Source organism: Segatella copri (genome assembly GCF_024330485.1).
Classification (GTDB): domain Bacteria; phylum Bacteroidota; class Bacteroidia; order Bacteroidales; family Bacteroidaceae; genus Prevotella; species Prevotella copri_L.
In genome coordinates, this window is the sequence record NZ_JANDWX010000005.1 from 1 (window position 1) to 21,757 (window position 21,757).

Annotated in this window: 19 protein-coding genes; 11 read left to right on the forward strand and 8 right to left on the reverse strand. The window is 43.3% G+C overall.

Annotated features, from left to right (window positions below; translation table 11 throughout):
• The first annotated feature begins 92 nt into the window (after positions 1–92).
• The 11 genes from NNC77_RS04570 to NNC77_RS04620 all read left to right on the forward strand — a co-directional run bounded on the left by NNC77_RS04570 (position 93) and on the right by NNC77_RS04620 (position 11,859).
• Positions 93–575: a DUF3408 domain-containing protein gene (locus NNC77_RS04570; protein WP_254986863.1), complete on the forward strand. Its 483-nt coding sequence runs from the start codon at positions 93–95 to the stop codon at positions 573–575.
• A 184-nt stretch (positions 576–759) separates the two neighbouring features.
• Positions 760–1,173, forward strand: a complete 414-nt coding sequence (locus NNC77_RS04575) for a plasmid mobilization protein (RefSeq protein ID WP_254970177.1) — start codon at positions 760–762, stop codon at positions 1,171–1,173.
• Positions 1,170–2,120, forward strand: coding sequence for a relaxase/mobilization nuclease domain-containing protein (locus NNC77_RS04580; protein WP_254970178.1), 951 nt, complete (start codon positions 1,170–1,172; stop codon positions 2,118–2,120). The genes NNC77_RS04575 and NNC77_RS04580 overlap by 4 nt, the downstream gene beginning before the upstream one ends.
• Before the next feature lie 32 nt (positions 2,121–2,152).
• Entirely contained in the window at positions 2,153–2,908 is a 756-nt protein-coding gene (locus NNC77_RS04585) for a hypothetical protein (RefSeq protein WP_254970179.1), read from the forward strand.
• A gap of 283 nt (positions 2,909–3,191) precedes the next feature.
• Positions 3,192–3,380 (forward strand): hypothetical protein, encoded by a 189-nt coding sequence (locus NNC77_RS04590; RefSeq protein WP_254970180.1) that lies wholly within the window; start codon positions 3,192–3,194, stop codon positions 3,378–3,380.
• Between the two features lie 66 nt (positions 3,381–3,446).
• Positions 3,447–4,211: a leucine-rich repeat domain-containing protein gene (locus NNC77_RS04595; protein WP_203055480.1), complete on the forward strand. Its 765-nt coding sequence runs from the start codon at positions 3,447–3,449 to the stop codon at positions 4,209–4,211.
• 26 nt (positions 4,212–4,237) lie between these two features.
• Positions 4,238–5,749: a vitamin K epoxide reductase family protein gene (locus NNC77_RS04600; protein WP_254970181.1), complete on the forward strand. Its 1,512-nt coding sequence runs from the start codon at positions 4,238–4,240 to the stop codon at positions 5,747–5,749.
• Between the two features lie 2 nt (positions 5,750–5,751).
• A complete protein-coding gene (locus NNC77_RS04605) occupies positions 5,752–6,585 on the forward strand; it encodes a GLPGLI family protein (protein WP_254970182.1) in 834 nt (277 codons plus the stop codon).
• Between the two features lie 20 nt (positions 6,586–6,605).
• Positions 6,606–9,176 carry a carboxypeptidase-like regulatory domain-containing protein gene (locus tag NNC77_RS04610; RefSeq protein WP_254970183.1) on the forward strand — a complete coding sequence of 857 codons (2,571 nt, stop codon included), beginning with the start codon at positions 6,606–6,608 and terminating at the stop codon, positions 9,174–9,176.
• Positions 9,177–9,179: 3 nt separating this feature from the next.
• A complete protein-coding gene (locus tag NNC77_RS04615) occupies positions 9,180–11,369 on the forward strand; it encodes a peptidase domain-containing ABC transporter (RefSeq protein ID WP_254970184.1) in 2,190 nt (729 codons plus the stop codon).
• A gap of 13 nt (positions 11,370–11,382) precedes the next feature.
• The gene (locus NNC77_RS04620) at positions 11,383–11,859 is read left to right on the forward strand and encodes a hypothetical protein (RefSeq protein ID WP_254970185.1); all 477 of its coding nucleotides are present in this window, start codon (positions 11,383–11,385) and stop codon (positions 11,857–11,859) included.
• A gap of 761 nt (positions 11,860–12,620) precedes the next feature.
• Here NNC77_RS04620 and NNC77_RS04625 read toward each other — a convergent pair.
• From NNC77_RS04625 to NNC77_RS04660, 8 genes are all read right to left on the reverse strand, one after another.
• Entirely contained in the window at positions 12,621–13,121 is a 501-nt protein-coding gene (locus NNC77_RS04625) for a hypothetical protein (RefSeq protein WP_022120786.1), read from the reverse strand.
• Entirely contained in the window at positions 13,111–13,626 is a 516-nt protein-coding gene (locus NNC77_RS04630) for an RNA polymerase sigma factor (protein WP_022120785.1), read from the reverse strand. Before NNC77_RS04630 ends, NNC77_RS04625 begins: the two co-directional genes overlap by 11 nt.
• Positions 13,627–13,739: 113 nt before the next feature.
• Positions 13,740–14,510: an acetylglutamate kinase gene (gene argB, locus NNC77_RS04635; RefSeq protein ID WP_254970186.1), complete on the reverse strand. Its 771-nt coding sequence runs from the start codon at positions 14,508–14,510 to the stop codon at positions 13,740–13,742.
• A gap of 81 nt (positions 14,511–14,591) precedes the next feature.
• On the reverse strand, positions 14,592–16,484 hold the full coding sequence (speA, locus tag NNC77_RS04640; protein ID WP_117695298.1) for a biosynthetic arginine decarboxylase: 1,893 nt from the start codon (positions 16,482–16,484) through the stop codon (positions 14,592–14,594).
• A gap of 63 nt (positions 16,485–16,547) precedes the next feature.
• Positions 16,548–17,075: a shikimate kinase gene (locus NNC77_RS04645; RefSeq protein ID WP_006849199.1), complete on the reverse strand. Its 528-nt coding sequence runs from the start codon at positions 17,073–17,075 to the stop codon at positions 16,548–16,550.
• A gap of 31 nt (positions 17,076–17,106) precedes the next feature.
• Entirely contained in the window at positions 17,107–19,437 is a 2,331-nt protein-coding gene (gene topA / locus NNC77_RS04650) for a type I DNA topoisomerase (protein WP_117695295.1), read from the reverse strand.
• A 125-nt stretch (positions 19,438–19,562) separates the two neighbouring features.
• The gene (locus NNC77_RS04655) at positions 19,563–20,090 is read right to left on the reverse strand and encodes an NUDIX hydrolase (RefSeq protein ID WP_006849196.1); all 528 of its coding nucleotides are present in this window, start codon (positions 20,088–20,090) and stop codon (positions 19,563–19,565) included.
• Between the two features lie 118 nt (positions 20,091–20,208).
• On the reverse strand, positions 20,209–21,663 hold the full coding sequence (locus tag NNC77_RS04660) for a sialate O-acetylesterase (protein WP_234564156.1): 1,455 nt from the start codon (positions 21,661–21,663) through the stop codon (positions 20,209–20,211).
• Positions 21,664–21,757 lie beyond the last annotated feature (94 nt).

The window sequence follows — 21,757 nt, forward strand, 5'->3', positions numbered from 1 at the left end:
ATGGCTGCACTCAGTACACTTACTTTGCACCCGACAATCGGTCAATGGTGCAAACCGTGACCACTATACTAACAAATAAAACAGCATAAGCTATGGCAAGAACAAAAGATGTAGTCTTGGCTCCTGAGCAAAAGGAGCTGATGGAAAAAGAGTATTTGGATTTTGTTAAACCATCTACGTATGGCAACAAAGCCAATCCAAGTAGTTGTAATTCTCTCTATGATGATGTAGAGAACCCAGAGTTGAGAGCAATTGTAGAGAAAGTTGCTGCAACAACTCCCTATAGAGAGGAAACATCAACGAACGAGGCTCAATCGCCACCGAATCCGCAGAAGCGCATCAGCGGCAAGCAGCGCAAGGCGACATTGGAGGAGTATCAGCAGACCTTCCTCCAGGTTCCAAGGATTGACGACCGCAAGCCAGTCTTCGTCAGTTCCGATGTACGAGACCGTCTTGATCGTGTCGTCCGCATCCTCGGAGGGATACGCATGAGCGTATCGGGCATCATCGAGAACATCGTGCGCCACCACCTAAGCCTTTATGAAGAAGACTTCGAGGCTTGGCGCAAATTGTGAGAATTAAGGTCTGCGACCTTGGACGTGGATAGCTGAAAGGCTGTAGTTCCAACTAACGTGTTCTGAGAGGGAGCGAGGTTATGTTTTGGGAACCCCAAAACGCCTCGCTCCACCATGAGGGCGGAGGAATTTTGCTCCCGGCGGTCGCAGAAAGTGAGTGTACCAACTGTAAACAGTATATCGAATGACAAGCATACATGAACAGGACAAGAAAAAGGGCGGAAGACCGCCCACAGGCAGGGTTCGCAAGTTGTCGAAGTCTGTCACGGTGAAGTTCTCGAAGCCAAGCTACGAGGCATTGAGACTGAGGGCGAGAAAAGCCAACCGCAAGTTGGCGGAGTACATCCGTGAGTCCGCCTTGAACGGCGAGGTGGTCAGCGGACACAACGCAGAGACGGTAGCCATCGCCAAGCATCTCATTGGCATGGCGAACAACCTCAACCAACTTACCAAGCTGTCGCATCAGAGAGGTTTCCACGAGACCCATGAGTACGTGATGGACTTGTTGAGAAGATTGAAAGAAATCCTTGGCGAGTATCGCCAAGCAAGTTATAAACCGAAGCCAAGCAGTATGGGCAGAAAGGAGGATACCACATGATAGGCAAGCTAAAGAAAGGTGCATCCTTTGGTGGTTGCGTCCGCTACGTGACAGGCAAGGACGAGGCGAAAATCCTTGCATCCGATGGAGTGTTACTCGGCACGAATGCCGAGATGACGCAAAGTTTCGAGCAACAAAGGCAGCTAAATCCAAGGATTAAGAAGCCTGTGGGACACATTGCATTGAGCTTCAAACCCGAGGACAAGCCACGTTTGACGGATGAGTTCATGGCTAAGATAGCCCTTGAATATATGCAGATGATGTGCATCACCGATACTCAATTCATCATCGTAAGGCATCACAACACGGACAATCCACATTGTCATATCGTATATAACCGCATCAATAATGAGGGCAAGCTCATATCAGACAGGAATGATTACAGGCGTAATGAGCAGGTGACCAAGGCTCTAAAATCCAAGTATGGACTGACTTATGGAACGGACAAGAGCAAGACTAACACTCGCAAATTGCGCAATGCTGAGCGTGCCAAATACGAGATTCACAATGCCGTCAAGGATGCCTTGAAAGGCGCTGATAGTTGGCAGAAGTTCAAGAATGAACTTGCAAAACGAGGTATTCTCTTGGAGCTTGTCTATAAGGATAAGGAGCAAACCAAGGTGCAAGGTATCCGTTTCTGCAAGGATGGATATAGCTTCAAGGGTACGCAGATTAGCCGAGAATACAGCTTTGTCAGGTTGGATGCAAGACTTGGCACTGAGTATAATCGTGTATCGCCAAGAGCCGAATCTATGCAGGGAGGACAACCAAGTTGTCACCAAGTAGAACAGACTCAACCAACGGCAGAACATACCCAAGACCCTTGGAGTGGTATTTCTTCTATCGGCTTGTTCGCTCCGTCTAATGCCCAAACTTATGAGCCATTCCCAGAGGATGAATCCGCCAAGAAGAAAAAGAGGAAACGCAGAAAGGGCTTCAGCCTTTGATGCAAGTTACAAACTTAAAATTAGAATCGAACATGAAAGAAGAACTATTGGAAGCCATCTACGGCACAGTTGAGAGATTGGAGCAGAAAGTTGATGAACTTTCTGTCTCCACAAAGAACGCAGGAGCGGAAACCGTTCCTGCAAGTAATGACATAACCAAGTTGGATAAGTCAATCAATGCGATGTTTATCAAAGAAGAGGAAGTCAGAGGTAAAATATCCAAATTAAGAGATGCCATTATCGTTTTTGCTGACCTTATTAAGGTTGAACTTGGCAAAAATGAGCAGCGAAGCAAGTTCTTGGTTGATGCAGTCAAGCAGATGATACAAGGGAATGATGTTTCCTCAAAGGCATTGCAAGATAAACTTGAAGTGATGAACAATTCACCTCAAAAGAAGGTTGTAACCCATCGCTTCGAGCCAACCTCAAAGAATGTTCTTCTTTTCACAGGTGGCTTGGCTCTATCTCTTGTCCTCTCCATTTGGGGCAATCTCAGCCAATGGCGAGAGCATCAAGATTGGGAGGAGGCAGACTTGAAATATAGGGCATTGAAAATGGTTCTTCCATCTGATGACCCGAATATTCGCTACATCGAAAAGCATTTCAATGTGCAACGAGATGAAGATGTGATATACAAGCTCAGAACCAGAGTTGATGTTTATGAAGATTCTGTCTATCAACACCATAAAATGGTTGAGGTAGCATCATATAAAGATAGTGTAGCAAGACAACTTATTAATGAATCAAATAGAATAAAGATGCAAGTAAACCGTAAAAAAAGTAAGTGAAAATGCTATTTTAGCGTTATTATGCAAAGTGTAATCACGTATAACATAGTTTAATGTAGTTTAAATATTCTCTGAAAATTACTTTGTTTCAAAAAGTCTTCATATCTTTGCACTCGGAATACAAAATGAGGCAAATAATTGCAGTTTGCTTTTGTTTTGGTGCAATTGTTCCAATAACCTTTACACAAGGTTGATACAGCCCCGTCTGTTTGAAAGGCGTAACTTCTAAGACACGTAGAATCCTAGGCAATTAACTGATGGTTTAATTTTAAAACTAAAGATTATGATTGTAAGTTTTAAAAATGGAGAAAGAGTGTTCACAATGGAAAACGCAGATTTGCGTTCCATTTGTGGTGGTACTGCGGTAGCAGCACAAAGTTTCCCTTGTACAGTTCATGAAAGTGATGGTTCTGTACACACGAAAGAGGTTTCTAGTGTTGAGGAATGTTTAGAATATGGTGGACTTAAGTAATTAAGTAATGTTGAAAGTTCTGAGTTTCGACTCAGAACTTTCTTCTTAGTTTTTAAATTTCTTAATATGCTTAGACTTATTTTTATATTTTTGCTTATATTGGCTCATTCTGTTTCGTATGGGAAAAAGTATACATTGTCAGAAACCCCTAATGGGTTATGTCTAAAGCAATGGTTAGGAAAGGATTCTGTCATAGATTTCAACAGCCATAAAGAACTAAAGAAAGTTAAGATTATAGGTGAGATGGCTTTTGAAAAGAACAATCATATAAAAAAAGTTATATTGCCAGCACAATTAAAAATTATAGAGAAGAGGGCTTTTAACACTTGTGAAAAGTTAGAACAGGTAAAGATTCCCCCGTCTGTAACATATATTGGTAATAGTGCATTTAATATGGACAGAAATTTACTTTTAGCTTCCTTACCAGATAGTTTAACAGAAATAGGAGAGTGGGCTTTTTGGGATTGCAATAAAGTCTCTATATCTACCATACCGCAATCTGTCATAAAGATTGGAAGACAAGCATTTACTTGCTGTGAAGGTATCACAACTCTGATTTTCAAAAATAATATGGAAGTCATTAATGATAGATGTTTTTCTGGTTGCAAAAACATAGAAAGAATAGTGTTTCCAAAAAATCTCAAGGTCATCGAGCATTTTGCATTTGCTCGTTGTATAAAACTAAAATGTGTGGATTTTCCCAAAAGTCTTGAAAAAATCAGTCATCAAGCATTTGCCAATTGTTGGGATTTAGAAATAGTGAATTTTTCATCAGCTCCCAATGTTGATTCGACGGCATTCGACAACTGTAAATATCACTTTGGTAAATAGCAATAAACATTTAAATACAGAAAATCATGGATGTTTTGAAGCATATATTATTTCTTTTAAATATAAAATTTACGTGCACATTCTTGCATAAACTTTATATGGAAAATCCTAACAATACTAATTTGTTAGGATTTTCAAATATGCTTAGACTTTATGGCATTGATACACAAGCAGGGAAAATTACCAATACGGAAACTTTTGGAAATGAGATTCTTCCATTTCTCACAAGAATAGATGATGCTTTTGTAGTTGTTGAAAATTGCAAAGAAAACATATATAAGCTATATACAGATGAATATACATATATAGAGAAAGATGCATTCTTTGAGAAGTGGGATGGTACCTTTCTTGCCTTTGAGAAAACACAATATAGTGGTGAACCTCAATATGAAAATCATAGAAAGGAGGAAAGACTGCAAACTCTTTATATAATATTGGGCTATTGTGGCTTATTGGTATTGTGTGTGTTTTCTGTTTTGGCAAATGAGAATATTTTTTCAATTTGCATGAATCTTTTAGGATGTGGAATCGGAGGATTTCTCACATACTGCATTATGGCTCAGCATGTAGGCAAAAACATTGCTAAGAAAATATGCACAAATAGTCATCATTTTGATTGTAATATAGAATATCGGTTGGGTGGTATAATAGACTTGGCTGATATTTGTGCAGCATATTTTGCTACCTTTTTCTCGTTAATAGTATTTTTAAAACTTTCAACATTATTTACAACATTATTTTGGGCATCAGCAATACCTGTTGTTGCCTGGAGTTTGTGGACACAAATCTTCGTGGTGAAGAAATTTTGCCCTATATGCTTATGTTTGCTAACAGACATATTTGTATTAAATGTATTCAATATATGTACTTTAGATTTTGGAAATGTGCATTTTTCGAACTCTGATATTAGGGATGTTATGTGTTGTGTTCTTCTTTTTATTGTATATTTGTCATTTTCGTTAAAATATTCAAAAGATATATTGGGGAAGTGTGTACAAACTGAAAATATTAGAAGAAGTAATAATTATCTAAAAGAACAATATTTATTGATGTTAAATACTTTCCCTCAAAATATAGATTCTATATCACAATGTTTGGATAGTATTAATTGGGGAGAGACAAATGCGCATAAGCATCTTGTTGCTGTATTGAATCCAACATGTGCTCCTTGTGCTTTAGATTTCTTGAACATGTATAATGCTATGGCTTTAAGTAATTCCATCAAAGTACATGTGTTTTTTGCATATTGGACAAAAGAGCAGCATGAAAAATTGGAGCTTTTAGTTTCTGCAATATTACAGAATCCCAATAAGGCAATGTATGTTATTCAAAATTGGTATGAGATTGGAGTTTATGACCAAAAGCTATTTGAGGAAAAATTCTGTGCAAAAAATATAGAACGTAAGTCTATAGACCAACTTATTGATAGGCAAAAAGAATGGTGTGTGAATAATAACATTCACTCCACCCCTTCATTTATGCTTAATGGACACTTCTTGCCAAAAGGATTTAATTTTATGGACATAATAAACTTTTAGATATGAAAAAAATAAGACTAACTTCACTTATTTTGTTTTTAGGTATGACACCTACTATAATGGGACAAAACAGTTCAACTTCCGTAGATGAATACGAATGTATATACGAGTATCAAGTAAAGAATGACAAAGGTTCTTCGGATGTAACTTCTACCATTTTGCAAATCGGCAGAAACATAGCCATGTTTTCCGATTACACTGCATTCCGAGCTGACTCTGCCATTGCCTGTAAAGCTCCAGAGACAGACATTCAGAAGTTCAAGACACAAGAAATGAGAAACGATATGTTCTTCGACCAGTCTGTCTCTCAAAATGTGCCAAAGGGTAAGCTGTCTGTTTATAGTGTCATTACGCCTAATTACTACAGCTATGCGGAGAGTGGCACACCGATTGTTTGGAATTTTGACGAGGATACAGACACCATCTGCGGATATACTTGCCAGAAGGCGGTGGGAGAATATGGCGGTAGAACTTGGATGGTTTGGTATTCCACCGAGATACCTGTGTCTTTTGGTCCTTGGAAACTTTGTGGTCTGCCAGGGTTGGTATTGGCGGCAAAGGATTCTGAAGGCATACATCAGTTCAAGGCAATCACTTTCCGCAAGTCGAGCACTCCTATGAACTTGAAACCATACGCCAATGCCATCAAGACCTCAAGGGAACAATTCATCAAGTCGAAGAACAAGTTTGAGCAAAATCCGCTGGTCAACATACCTGCTGAATCCATCAGTGAGATGACTATCGAGAAGTATGAGGATGGTGGACACAGGGCCTTGGTTAATGGTGTTGTGCTGAGAATGCGCCCTAACGGATATGTTCCTCTCGAATTGAAATAGACAAAAGGAGATTTTGGTATATGAGAAGATTTTTGTTTTTGATGATGTTGGCTTGCTTCTGTAACTGCACTTTTGCACAAAGTGTGGTTACAGGAGTTGTGCGTGATACCACAGGCACGAACTTGGAAGGTGTCATCGTTAGAATAAATGCCGACAAGGCAACGCTTGGTTTTGCGAGAACGGCAGAAAATGGCTCTTACAAGATAACTTTCAAGACCGATGCCAAGCAGATAACTATTACAGCCGAAGCCATCGGATATGAGAAAGCCAAGAAGGAAATCAAGAATCTCTCACAAGCGTGTAACTTCAATCTGAAGGAGAAGTCAACAGCCCTCAAGGAAGTTGTCGTAAAAGCCCCTGCCATCTATCAGCGTGGTGATACCTTGTCTTACAACTTAGCCTCATATATCGGAAAGAACGACTATACGCTGAAGGATGCCATGAAGAAACTTCCAGGAATCGAAGTTGGTGACAAAGGTTCCATCAAATATCTGGGCAAGGAGATTTCCAACTTTTATATCAATGGCATGGACTTGTTGGGGGGAAGATATAACATTGCCACAACCAACATACCTGCTTCCTTTGTCAACTCCGTCCAAGTGCTCAACAACCATCAGGCAGTAAAAGCCGACAAGGATGTTTTTTCAGACAATGTTGCTATCAACGTGAATATGAGCAACAAGGCTAAGTTCAAGCCTGTAGGCTCTTATGGCGTTTCGCTCGGTGCTGGCAAGCATACCTTGTATGAAGTGAATGGTGCGGGAATGCTCTTCAAGTCAAACTTCCAAATGTTGGCTTCGCTAAAAGCAGGCAACATCAGTCAGTTCGCATTGAATGAAGGAACGAACCATTTCGATAGCAAGGAAACTGTATCTACAGTGTCAAGTTTGCTGGGAAACATTTCCGCTTCCACTCCTCCCATTGAGGTGGATAGGTATGCCTCACCAACTGACCGCTTGTTGTCGTTCAACATATTGAGGAAGATTAGAAAGGATGTTACCCTTAAGGGAAATGTCGGATATAGCTATGCGAAAAGTCAATATGACTATAGCTTGACTAGAAGCTATACCGATGCGGAAAACAATATCGTTATCTCACAAGCATATTCACCTCTGTCATCTGTGCATCGCCCAAGCATTCAGTTGGAATACAAAGACAACTCAGACAAGACTTATCTCGTCAACACTTTGTCGGGCGTAGGCTCTTTCTTGACATCAGAGTTGCCGACAAGGGAAAATGGCACGCTCTTTAACCAGAAGCAGACCATGCGAGAGTTCTTTCTGAACAACAAGTTTTCTACATTATGGCATCACAAGGACTTGCGATGGTCGTTGACGTCGGTTGTCTCATACCAAGGTTCTCCCATGGGAAAGGTAGCTCTTGACAAAGAAACGAAAGATGCTGTTGTACAGAATGCCAATGGGCAAAGTTTCCGCACAGAGAACACACTCTCTCTGTCTAAGAAGCATCGTAATTCACGTATCTATTTGCCGATATTACTGAACTATTACATGGATAAAGTACAGACGACTTTACATCCTATGGATGAAAGCAACGATGTGAGTATGCAAAATCTCAGAGTGGCATTGGCTCCACAATATGAATATTCGCATTTTCAATACAGATATGTCTTACGTTTGGAAGTGCCTGTGCGCATGGACTATATAGCTCACAGAGACCACATGATTGCATCTTCTTCTGGCTCTTGGTATTTTTCTGTTTGCCCAAGTATGTATTGCAACTATAAGCTCACTTCTCGCTCAGTGCTTCGTACCAACATATTCTACGCCCGTACATTCGGAGACATCTTGGATTTCTTGAAATCTCCTGTCCGAATCGATGATACTTCCATGAAGATGGGTTCGGGCATCTTGGCGGATAACAAGAGTTTGAACGCCTCGTTGCATTACGACTATAAGATACCGCTGAAAATGTGGTTCTTCAATGCTGATATTCTGTATAATCAAGAGAGAAGCAACATTCTGGCAAGCCAGGATGCAAGCAATACGCTCGTAACCATGTCGAAGATATATGCCCCAAACACAGCAAAAAGTCTCATAGGGCAAGTAGGCATTACCAAATTCATAGAGTCCATCAAGACCAAGATTTCCTTGAACGGTGGCTATCAGTGGAGACGGCAAATGACCTTGCAGAATGGTTATCAACAGAAATATACATGGAAGAGCTTGACGTTCTCTCCTTATCTGACATCGCAACCTTGCAAATACGTAGAGTTGGATTACAATGGCATGTTTGCCAAGACTTATCTTTATGCTGCTTATCAAAACGACAGCTATCTGAGCCAACAGCACAAGGTTTCTTTGAAAATCATGCCCTTTGATGGCTTCGTATTTGACACATCTACAGATATTGTAAAAAATGAGTTGACGAAAGATGTGACCAAGACGATGGCTCTATTGGATATGGGCTTGTCTTATCGAAAAAAAGCGATAAAGGTATCCCTTGACATCAGAAACATTCTGAACCAACATCAATATGGCTACAGCATCTACAATTCCGTCAACACTTTCACATATAATTATCAACTGAGGGGAAGGGAGTGTGTCTGCTCGGTAAAACTAACGATATAAAGAATGAATAAAATACATTTCATAAAGCAACACGATGGCATGCAGTGTGGTGCTGCATGTTTGGCAATGATTGTCAATTCATATGGTGTCAAGTGTTCCTTAGAATATGTTTCACAAATGTTACATATAGGGAAAAATGGCGTCTCAATGTTTGCTATTACAGAGGCTGCAAATGAAATTGGTTTCAATTGCCAAGGGCAATTGTATACTGTTGAACAATTGAAAGAAGCACAAATGCCTTGTATTTTACATTGGAACCAGAACCACTTTGTTGTATTATTTAAGATTAGTAAAAAAGAAGTTTTTTGCATTGCAGACCCAGGAAAAGGATTGCTAAAATTAACTTTCGAAGACTTTTGTAGACATTGGATTAGTACAGAACAGCAAGGAACGAGGGGGACTGTGTTATTGCTGACTCCTACAGAAAAGCTGGAAAACTTTCATATAGACAAATATCACTCAAACAAATCCAAGCATGTTTTGTGGAAATACATATTGAAATATAGGTATTTGTACATTATGTTATTATTGGGGCTATTTGTCGGTAGTCTCTTGCAACTTGTCTTGCCATTCCTTACCCAATCCATCGTGGATGTTGGTATCAAGAACCAAAACATAGGATTCGTTTGGCTTATACTGTTGGGACAGTTAATGCTCACAATCAGTAGAACGGCTATTGACTTTATCCGCAGATGGCTGTTGCTCCACATATCACTGCGCATCAACATATCGTTGGTGAGCGACTTCTTCATCAAGCTATTGAAGTTGCCGATGTCTTTCTTTGACACGAAACTCATGGGCGACTTGATGCAGAGAATGAACGACCATAGTCGAGTAAATACTTTCTTGACACAGCAGACTCTCAACATAACTTTTGTAATATTCACCTTTGTGGTGTTCTCATTGGTTCTGTTCTTCTACAACAAATTGGTGTTTGTCATCTTCTTGTTGGGAAGCATCCTCTATGGTGTATGGATGACCTTGTTTTTGAAACGAAGAAAGGTTCTTGATTATGAACTGTTTGAGCAGCAAGCCATCAATAATAACAAGACTTATGAATTTATCACTTCTATGCAGGAAATCAAATTACAGGGTTGTGAGCAACGCAGAAGATGGGAATGGGAGGACACACAAGCTGACTTGTTCGGCGTGCAGATGAAGTCGCTCAAACTCCAACAGACTCAGGAGGCAGGAAGCATCTTTATTAACGAGGTGAAGAACATCATCATTACGGTAGTCGCTGCAACCGCCGTGATTCATGGGCAAATGACACTCGGTATGATGCTTGCCGTGCAATACATCATCGGACAGCTCAACTCACCAGTGGAGCAACTGATGAACTTCTTCTATTCCCTGCAAGATGTGAAGATTAGTTTGGAACGTATCAACGAGATTCACCAGATGGATGATGAGAACGGAAAGGAAGGCTTGCAGACTTCCATCGAGGACAAGAGCGAGGGCATTGACATTAAGAACATCATGTTCAAGTATGACCCACATGCTTTGCGCAAAACCATAGACGATGTGGGCATTCACATTCCGCAAGGTAAGGTAACAGCCATCGTTGGCGCATCTGGCAGTGGAAAGACTACCCTCATCCGTTTGATGCTTGGTTATTATCCTGTCTTGGAGGGAAAAATCAATATTGGAAATACTGATATCAACAAACTCAACAAAAAGTGGTGGCGCAGACAATGTGGCGTTGTGATGCAGGATGGTGTCATATTCTCGGAGAGTATCGCACGAAACATTGCCGTTGACGATGGCGACATAGACAAGGAACGGTTGTTGAAAGCAGCCGAGATAGCTTGTATCAAGGACTATGTGATGGCTTTACCTCTGAAGTTCAACACCAAGATTGGACGTGATGGCGTGGGACTGAGCCAAGGACAGAAACAGCGTATCTTGATAGCAAGGGCGGTGTATAAGAATCCCGACTACATCTTCCTTGACGAGGCGACCAACTCGCTGGATGCCAACAATGAGAGAAGCATCGTGGAGAACTTGGATAAGTTTTACAAGGGAAAGACTGTCGTGATTGTAGCTCATCGACTGAGTACGGTGAAGAATGCCGACCAAATCGTAGTCATAGACCATGGTAAGGTCGTTGAGGTTGGCAACCATGAGTCTTTGACTGCCAAGCGAGGGGCATACTATAATCTTGTGAAGAATCAGTTGGAATTGGGAAACTAAAAAAGCGTTTGATATGGAACAGAAAGAAAAAGAATCAGATAACATCGAGTTGAGAAGCGAGAAGGTGAGGAACGTGATAGGCAAAGTTCCTCCTCGCCTCGTCAGTTTGGGGACAGTTATCATTACGATCATAGTCCTCGCCCTCGCAGTTGCTTTCTACAAGATACCTTATCCTATATCCATAGAGGCTAATGGTGAGGTCATCAATCAAAGAACAGTGCAAGTGTTTGTACCATATAAGTATTTGCATCTTTTCGATGAGCCAAGGACAGCTCATGTTTCTTTCGAGGGCAACGACAATGTATCTTATAACTGCAACATTATAAGCCATAATGCCAAGCTCATACATAGGGAAGATGGCAACTATTTTATGGCTATAGCCACAGTGAGCACACAGGGACAAAATACTCCTATACTGCAAAAGTATATGAAAGCTGATGCCAGAATCATTGTCAGCAATAAAACGTTATGGCAGCAGGTGTTCGGATAGTCTATGTCCGAACACCTGCCGTTTGTTTTAGGATGCATATTGTGTTGCTAAGCATCAGATTTTACGCAAAAGTTCTAATTTCCATAAAATTCCTCTTGTAAATCATTGGATATTTAGAAAAATATCGTATCTTTGTCCCCGAATTGAGGCGTTCTTTGCATATTGCAAAATACAGAAACGAGCAGAAGTCCGCTCGTTTCCATATTGTTACCTATATAATATAGGCAAACGCCCAACTTCTTGATTTTCAATCAAAGCCCAATTTAGAGCGAGTTAGTATTTTTAACAAAAGGGGCAAAGGGTTAACAGGTTAACAGTTAACAGCTGTTTTTTGCATCCTCCCCCTCTCCTATACCTTATATTATATATAAATATATATACTTATTATTATATGTGAGTGGGGGAAAGTATACATTTTGGGCTGTTAACTGTTAACCCTGTTAACCCCCATCAGGAAAAAGTACTCTCTCAAGAGTCTTTCTTAAGCTAGCCAAGAGCCTTATATGAAGGCAGGCAAGAGTCATCAATGATGACCGGAAGGAGGCTTAAATGAAGCCTCGCAGTGGCGATAAATTGAGCCACTTGTGTATCCTTTATCATACGCTTGCGTGCAAAATATATAAAATAAGTAAGGGCTGCCAGTACATCCTGGCAGCCCTATTACGTTAGTATGTTATGAAAAATTTGAGAGAATTGAAACTTCACAGCTTCAGAATTGTTTTACTAAACATGATTTTTTATAGAGAAAGCATAGAAATAATCTACTTTAATAACGTTGGAGACGTTGTTGGAGTGCTTACCTGATCGATGCCTGTGCGTTGCATAGAATCAACCGAAGCAGAATCTCCCATGGCTACGGACACGCCCTTGCCACTCTTGATGTATCCTACGTTTTCAACAGAATCAATGTCATTGCTCTGGAAAGGAACCTGAACTGCATTGCCTAATGTCAGGATGATAGCTACTACGGCAGCAGCCTTGAAGAGAGGCTTCAAGCGCTCTGTCAAAGAAATCACCTTTGCCTTGTTAGGCTTCTTGGTGTATTCGTCCTCAATCATCGCCATCATCTTCTGGTCGAAGTCATCACCCAGCGCCTCTTGCTTAGCCTCGCCCATCTCGTAAGAGAAGAGCGCTTGATATGGCTTCAGCTCGGCAGGCAACTCGTCCTGGCTGAAGAATGCGCGGAGAATCTCCTCTTCTTCGAGAGAAGTCTCGCCCTTCCAGTAGCGATCCAAAAGTTGGTTGATGTACTTATAATCCATATCTGTCGAATTGTTGAAATCTTTGTTTGACTGTTTGACGGGCCCTGAAGATGTTCACCTTGACCTGGTCTTCCGTGATGCAGAGGATGTCTGCTATTTCCTTGTAGGACTTTCCTTCGATGTCTCGAAGCTGCAGACAGCTGCGCTGCTTTTCAGGCAACTCGTCGATAATATTCTTTACGATGTTCAGTTTGTCTTTCTGAATCATCCTTTCGGAGGGGGTAGAAGTGTTTTCGTCTAACCTTTCTGTATTCTGCTCTTCCAGCGAATCATTCTGATTTTCCATCTTCTTGATGCGGTCGAGCGAGAGGTTGCGAGTGATGGTGAGGCTGTATGCCTCGATGGAGTCAAGCTCCTGCCATCTGTCGCGGGCGTTCCAGACTTTAATCAGCGTATCCTGCACAACGTCTTCCGCTTCCTCCCGGTTGAGAGTAATGCGAAGGGCCAGCCTGAAGAGTTTGTTCTTCAGCGGCAAAACATCGTTCTGGAAACTGATTTCTTTCATCCCTCTATAATTAATGACGACTATGTTATAAGAAAGTTACAACCAATCTTGATTTATTTCTATTTTTAACTCTTGTTAAGAAAAAAGGTGATGAATTCTTCACTCTTCGTTCTTCACTTAATCACCGTTCCGTGCTTTCCGTCGATGGCGGTAGCAAGGGTAATAATCACCTCTTTCACACCAGCATCGATGGCTGCAAGGGCATTCTCCAACTTAGGAATCATGCCGCCTGCCACGGTACCATCTGCTTTATATCTCTCAAAATCGGCATGGGTAATCACTGGAATCACGCTGTCGTCATCCTCAGGATTACTGAGCACGCCTTTCTTTTCAAAACTATATATCAATGTCACATCGTAGTAAGGAGCCAGAGCCTTGGCAGTCTCGCTGGCTATGGTGTCGGCATTGGTGTTGAGGATATTGCCCTTGCCGTCATGGGTCAATGGGGCCATCACTGGAGTAATGCCTTCATTAATAAGGGTCTGGAGCATCTTGCCGTTGGCACGCTCTACATCGCCCACGAATCCGAAGTCGATACCGTCCTTCAACGGACGCTTGTGACTGTGGATTACGTCCATATCAGCACCGGTCAGACCGAGAGCATTCACGCCGTTAGCCTGGAGCTTGGCAACCAGGCTCTTGTTGACCAGACCGCCATAAACCATTGTTACCACTTCCAGCATGTCTGCATCTGTGATGCGGCGGCCGTTTACCATCTTGCTCTCTATGCCGAGGGCTGCGGCTACCTTAGTGGCACGGCGGCCACCGCCATGTACCAATACTTTCTTGCCAGGAATGGCTGCGAAATCCTTCAAGAGCTGTGCCAGCTGCTCGCTGTCTTCAACGATGGCACCGCCTACCTTTACTACTGTTACTTTTTCCATCTTTAAGTTTAGTTTATAGTTTATAGTTAATAGTTTATAGGGCAATCTTGCTGTAAACTATTAACTATCAACTGTTAATTCTTACTGAAGATATGTGTATCCGAAGAGACCATTGCGATAGGTGCCCAGGAATTCCTTGCCCTCATCGAGCGAAATCTTACCTTCCTTCACACTCTTGGTTACCCACTGCTCCAACTGGCGGACGAGCTTCTTCGGATTGTACTGTACGTAATCCAATACCTCCTCTACGGTCTCGCCATCGAATATCTGGTCGATGCAATATTTGCCGTCCTTTACAGAGATGTGGGCAGCATTGGTGTCGCCGAAGAGATTGTGCATGTCGCCCAGAATCTCCTGGTAGGCACCAACGAGGAATACACCGAGATAATATGGCTCGTTCTTCTTCAATGGATGAAGAGGAAGAACGTTGCCGATATGACCGTCGGTAACGAAGTTGGCAATCTTTCCGTCGCTGTCGCAGGTGATGTCCTGCAAGGTAGCGTTGCGGGTAGGACGCTCGTTCAGACGCTGGATAGGCATGATAGGGAAGAGCTGGTCGATAGCCCAACTGTCTGGCAGGCTCTGGAACAGAGAGAAGTTGCAGAAATACTTATCGGCAAGAATCTTGTCCAGACCTCTGAGCTCCTCAGGTACATGCTTCATGTGCTTGGCAAGATTGTTGATCTCGTGGCACACGCTCCAGTACATTGCCTCAATCTCTGCACGGGTCTTCAAATCTACGATGCCGTGAGAGAAGAGCTGCAAGGCCTCTTCGCGAATCTGCTCGGCATCATGCCAGTCTTCCAGCATGTTGCGAGGATTCAGGTTGTCCCATATCTCATAAAGATCCTTCACCAGCTGGTGGTCGGTCTCCTTCGCCTCAAATTCCTCAGGCATCTCTGGCAGGGAAGCTGTCTCCAAGACATCGATGACCAGGACTGAGTGATGGGCAGAGAGCGAACGGCCGCTCTCGGTGATGAGGTTAGGGTGCTCGATATTGCTCTTGTTGGCTGCATCTACGAATGTATAGACACAGTCGTTCACATACTCCTGGATAGAGTAGTTTACGGAGCTTTCGCTGCTTGAAGAGCGGGTGCCGTCGTAATCTACACCGAGTCCGCCACCGCAATCTACGAAATCTACATTGTAGCCCATCTTGTGGAGGCTAATATAGAACTGGGCTGCCTCACGGAGAGCAGTCTGAATGCGGCGAATCTTGGTAATCTGACTTCCGATATGGAAGTGGATAAGGCGCAGACAGTCGTGGAATCCCATCTCGTCTATCTTCTTGAGGGCTGTGAGCAGTTCTGCGCTGGTCAAGCCGAACTTAGATGCATCGCCGCCGCTTTCAGCCCATTTGCCTGAACCTGAAGAAGCCAGTTTAATGCGGATACCGATGTTTGGCTTTACGTTGAGCTTTTTGGCTACCTTTTCGATGATATCCAGCTCATTGAGCTTTTCTACTACGATAAAGATGCGCTTGCCCATCTTCTGAGCCAGCAAGGCAAGTTCGATGTAGCTCTCGTCCTTGTAGCCGTTACAGATGATGAGCGAGTCGCTCTGTGCCTGTACGGCGATGACGGCGTGGAGTTCAGGCTTAGAGCCAGCCTCCAGTCCGAGGTTGAACTTCTTGCCGTGAGAGATAATCTCCTCAACGACCGGCTGCATCTGGTTCACCTTAATAGGATAGATGACAAAGTTTTCTCCCTTGTATCCATACTCTTCCTTTGCCTTTTGAAAACAGCTGGCTGTTTTCTCGATGCGGTTGTCGAGGATGTCTGGGAAACGGAGCAGTACGGGAGCGTTGATGTCGCGTAATGCCAACTCGTCCATGATGTCGCGCAGGTCTATCTGTGTGTTGTCCTTGCATGGAGTTACATAGACATCACCCTTGTCGTTGATGCCAAAGTAAGAAGTACCCCAACCACAGATGTTGTAGAGCTCCTTCGAGTCTTCAATAGTCCATTTCTTCATTTTCTAATCTTGCTTGCTGGAAATCAGTTTTGTTTGTTACCTTTATTATTTTATTAGATACGGCTATATGTTCAGCAGGTCTCTGATCTGCTGAACAATAGCGTTGATTTTATCATAATTGTCCATCACGTTGATATCGATGATGTGTTTTGCCTTCTCGTAGTAAGGCTCGCGAAGTTTCAGCTGCTCATGGATAAACTTGTCTACCTCTTCCGGTGTTTTGTTGAGCAGCAGAGGGCGTACGCCTTTGCCCATCTTCAGATGAGCGTGAAGGGTCTCTGGAGATGCCTTCAGGTAAAACGTTTCGCCAAGTTGGTTCATGTAGTCCATGTTGTCGAAGAAACATGGTGTTCCTCCTCCGCAACTTACCACTACATTTTCAAACTCTGCCACTTCGTGTAGCATATTGTGCTCTATCTTGCGAAATCCCTCTTCTCCAACTTCGTCGAAGATCTGTTTAACGGTCTTGCGCATTCGGCTCTCGATATACCAGTCGAGATCGTAGAACATAACGCCAAGGTCTTTGGCGAGGGCTTTGCCGACCGTTGTCTTGCCGGCGCCCATGTATCCTATGATGATGATTGACTTCATTTTCTTCTGTTTCTATGTCAATGAGGCATGTTTATGATTTCTTTCTGCCTCTAGCCTTTGGTTCTGGAGCAGCTTTGATAATTTCCATACACTCCTCGTATGTAAGCTCCTCTGCACTCTCATGTTTTGCCTTTGGAATGCGGTAATTCTTGCCGTCGTAAGCAATGTATGGACCATACTTGCCATTGAGAATTTCCATCTTATCGTCCTCATCGAAGACTTTGAGATGGCGCTTCTCTTCGGCTTCGCGCTTTTCCTTGATCAGTTCGATGGCTCTATCCAGGGTGATGGTCAGCGGATCATCCTCCTTTGGAATAGAAACATACTTGCGGTTATGGAGGATGTAAGGGCCGTATCGGCCAGAGCCAACTGTTACAGTAATGCCTTCATAATCACCGAGTTCTCTTGGTAGCTTGAAGAGTTCCAAAGCCTCTTCCAAGGTGATGGTTTCGATGCTCTTGTCTGATGGCAACTGGGCAAACTGAGGCTTGTCCTTATCCTCAGCAGAACCAATCTGTACCACTGGTCCAAAACGGCCAATCTTGACGAATACTGGCTTTCCTGTCTTTGGATCATTTCCGAGATTGCGCTCGCCGGCTTTGTGCTGGTTGCGGGCTTCCAGGACTTCCTTCACTTCAGGCTCAAAGCCCTTGTCGAAATCCTTCATCCAGTTGGTCCATTCGGTCTTTCCTTCTGCAATATCATCAAACTTCTTCTCTACGTCTGCCGTAAAGTTGTAGTTCATGATGTTCGGGAAGTTCTCCATCAGGAAATCGTTTACTACGATGCCGATATCAGTAGGCAGAAGTTTGCCCTTTTCAGAGCCTGCCATCTCTTTCTTCAACTTCTGGGTTATCTTGATGCCCTTCAGAGAATCTATGGTAAATGTGCGCTCTTCACCCGTCTTGTCACCCTTTACCACGTATTGACGCTGCTGGATGGTACTGATGGTTGGAGCATAGGTAGATGGACGGCCGATGCCGAGATCTTCCAGTTTCTTCACCAGACTGGCCTCGGTGTATCTTGCAGGAGCCAGAGAATACTTCTCTGTAGCAAGGATTTCTCTGCGCTGCAATTCATCGCCTTCTTTCAGGGCTGGAAGAATGTGGGAAGAATCCTCAGCATGCTCTTCATCGTCGGTTGACTCGAGATAAACCTTGAGGAAACCATCGAATGAAACAACCTCGCCGGTAGCAACAAACTTTTCGCTTGTGTTGCCGATATTGATGTTGATGGTTGTCTTTTCGAGTTGTGCGTCAGCCATCTGAGATGCGATGGTACGCTTCCAGATGAGTTCGTAAAGGCGCTTCTCCTGAGCGGTTCCTTCAATGGTTGGTTCATTCATATATGTAGGACGGATAGCCTCGTGCGCTTCCTGTGCACCCTTTGAACTGGTGTGGTAGGCACGAGTCTGGCTGTATTCCTTGCCATATTCTCTGATAATCTCATCTTTGCTGGCGTTGGAACAGAGCGTAGAGAGGTTTACGCTATCGGTTCGCATGTAAGTGATGCGTCCGCTTTCGTAAAGTTTCTGGGCTATCATCATGGTCTGTACAACGGTGAAACCAAGCTTGCGTGCAGCTTCCTGTTGCAAAGTAGAAGTAGTGAAAGGTGGTGCAGGAGAACGCTTTAAAGGCTTCTTGGTTACAGATTCAACCATAAACTTAGCGTCTTTACACTTCTCAAGGAAAGCTTCAACCTCTTCGTGGGTATTGAAACGCTGGTCCAGTTCTGCCTTTACCTCTGTTGCATTGCCGCTGTCGCTGATCAGGGCGAAAATAGCGGTAACGCGATAGTATGGAACACTCTGGAACTTCTGGATTTCACGCTCACGTTCTACTATCAGACGGACAGCAACACTCTGTACACGACCTGCAGAAAGGGCTGGCTTAACCTTTCTCCACAAGATAGGAGAAAGTTTGAAACCTACCAGTCGGTCGAGTACACGACGTGCCTGCTGGGCATTCACCAGGTTCATGTCCAGATGGCGTGGGTTCTTGATTGCGTCAAGAATAGCCTGTTTGGTAATCTCGTGGAAGACAATACGGTTTGTCTTCTCCTCATCCAATCCCAGTACTTCGCAAAGGTGCCAGCTGATGGCTTCTCCCTCGCGGTCCTCATCGGATGCTAACCAGATTTTCTTGGCTTTCTTCGCATTCGTTTTCAATTCTGTAACGAGTTTTTTCTTTTCCTCTGGAATCTCATAATCAGGTTCCATGGTTTTCTCGTTTATACTAAGTTCCTTCTTCTTCAGGTCACGGATATGACCGTAAGAAGACATAACCTTATAGTCCTTACCTAAAAACTCTTCGATCTTTTTAGCCTTCGCAGGGCTCTCGACGATTACTAAATTCTCTTGCATAAGCTTATACACAATTTTTTTCGGTTGGCAAAAGTAAGTAAACTTTTTGCTTATACCTTATTATATGGTGTTTTTTTTGGTTTTTTTAATGTTTGGGAGCCATATTTGGCTGTATTGAACCCTTTTTACCCCAATTTCGTTTCCAAATAACGATGGAGCCCCTTGCGTATGGAATCGAATGCAAACTCATCAGGATTGAGTCTGCTCAATGGTATCCAGAATGATTCTTCTGCATCGTCCATTGCTTCTATATGAGTGTCGTCTTTCACCTTCACTTCATAGAACATATCGAGGGTATGGACCATGAAACCTGAGTAAAGGTAGAGATTTGGGTAGCTGAACTGATACTTAACCTCAGTTGCATCCAGTCCGGTTTCCTCTTTTACCTCTCTTGCCATACCTTCTTCACCTGTTTCATCCATGTCAACAAAACCGCCTGGCAAATCGAGTGCTCCTTTGGCAGGGTCTTTCTTTCTTCTTACTGCCAGGAGTTCTTCCTTGCTGTTGAGTATGAGAGCTACCGTAGCACTGCTTGGATTGAGGTAATAAGAGAATCCGCAATCCTTACACTTTTTGCTCTTGATGTTGTTGATTTCGAAATGATTAGAGCCGCAAACCGGGCAAAACTGAAACTTATCTAATACGTGACTCATATTATGATTAATGTATAATGATTGATGTTTAATGGAAAAGAATTTATCTTCATGTTATAATTGAAAAGCGGCCGGTCTTTGACTGCTGAACAAAGATCGGCCGCTGGTTATCTGATATTTACCAATTATCTGTACGGAATGGGAAGAGAGGCAGGTTGCCTGCATTTGCCATATTGCCGAGTTGGAAGTTGCGGAAACAGTAGCGAAGGGCTACTGGTTTCTTTACCTCAGGACTAGTTACGATGACGCACTCATTCCAAGGATCGGTGCCTTCCTGCCAGAAGTGCTTGGCTGTAGCCTTATGGAATACCTTATCTTCGCCTGCAACTTCGAAACCTTCGATACCTTCAAAGCGGTTGTAGGCTCCGTAGGTGTTGTCGAAATGCACCTTTACAGTATCACCTACAATCTTCATCTCCTTGAAGGTCATGCTCTCGCTGAAGAGTCCCTTCATGCCATAGGTCTTGCTGAGTGCCTGGAGTGCAAGACGTTCGCCTACAGGCTGTTTCTGACATGGATGAATCTGCTCAACCTCGTATGGGTAAACCAGGTCTTCGGTACAGACGATGCCGCTGTTTGGAATCACCTTGGCTGCATTGAACTGCTGTTCACGGAGCTTAGGTCCCCAATCGCCATTTACGTCGCCATTATGATAAGGTGCAATCTGTACGAAATAGAATGGCAGTTCGCCCTGCTTGAAGTCTCTGCGCCACTGGGCAACGAGGTCGGCAAGACGTTTGGTATACTGGCCGTCCGGGTCGCCCACGTTAGAACATCCCTGATAGAAGAGAATACCCTTTACGCTATAGTTGAGGATAGGGTGGAAAGTTCCGTTACCCCAGAGAAGAGGGTAGAGGAAATCCCACTTAAACTTAGGGTTCTTGGTCATCTTTACAGAGTCGAGATCTTCCTTGGTGTTCTTCTTCAGGTAGTCGCGGTCGAGCCAGCTTTCTACACGGCTTCCACCCTTGTTTGCCATGACCAGACCTACCGGAATATCAAGAGTCTTGTTTATTACCTGTGCAAAGAAGTATCCTGTAGCAGATGCATCGCCTACGGTTTCCGGGTTAACCTCCTTCCATTTGCAGTTGGTATCATCTAACGGCTTACTGCTCATTACGCTAGGAATCTTTACGTAATGTACGCCTTTGTACTGGTTCGCTTCGAGCACCGCCTTGTTGTAACCTTCTACAGGGCAGTTGCCGAATCCTTTTACAGGCATCTCCATGTTGCTCTGACCTGCACAAACCCATACTTCTCCTGCCAGCACATTGTTGAGAGTGGTCTTTTCGCCATCATCGAAAGTGATGGAGAGTGGGGTGTAGCTCGCCTTCGGGGTTTGTACTTTGATAGCCCATTTGCCATCCTTTCCGGTCTTGGCAGAATATTTCTGCCCAGACCATGAGGTGGTTACCTCTACGGTGGTTCCTGGTTTGTCCCATCCCCAGAGGCTAGCCTCTGTGTTTTGCTGTAAAATCATGTTGTCACCCAAGATGTGTGGCAACTTTACTTTAGCCTGCGCTCCTGTTGTGATAAGTGCCAAGGCTGCCATTGCTAAAAATTTCTTATTCATTTTTTAGGGTTTAAAAGTTTATCGTTTTTTGTTCTTAAGTTCCTTGTATGGTTTGTATTCTGATATTGCCATCTATGTTATCATGAAAGCAGAT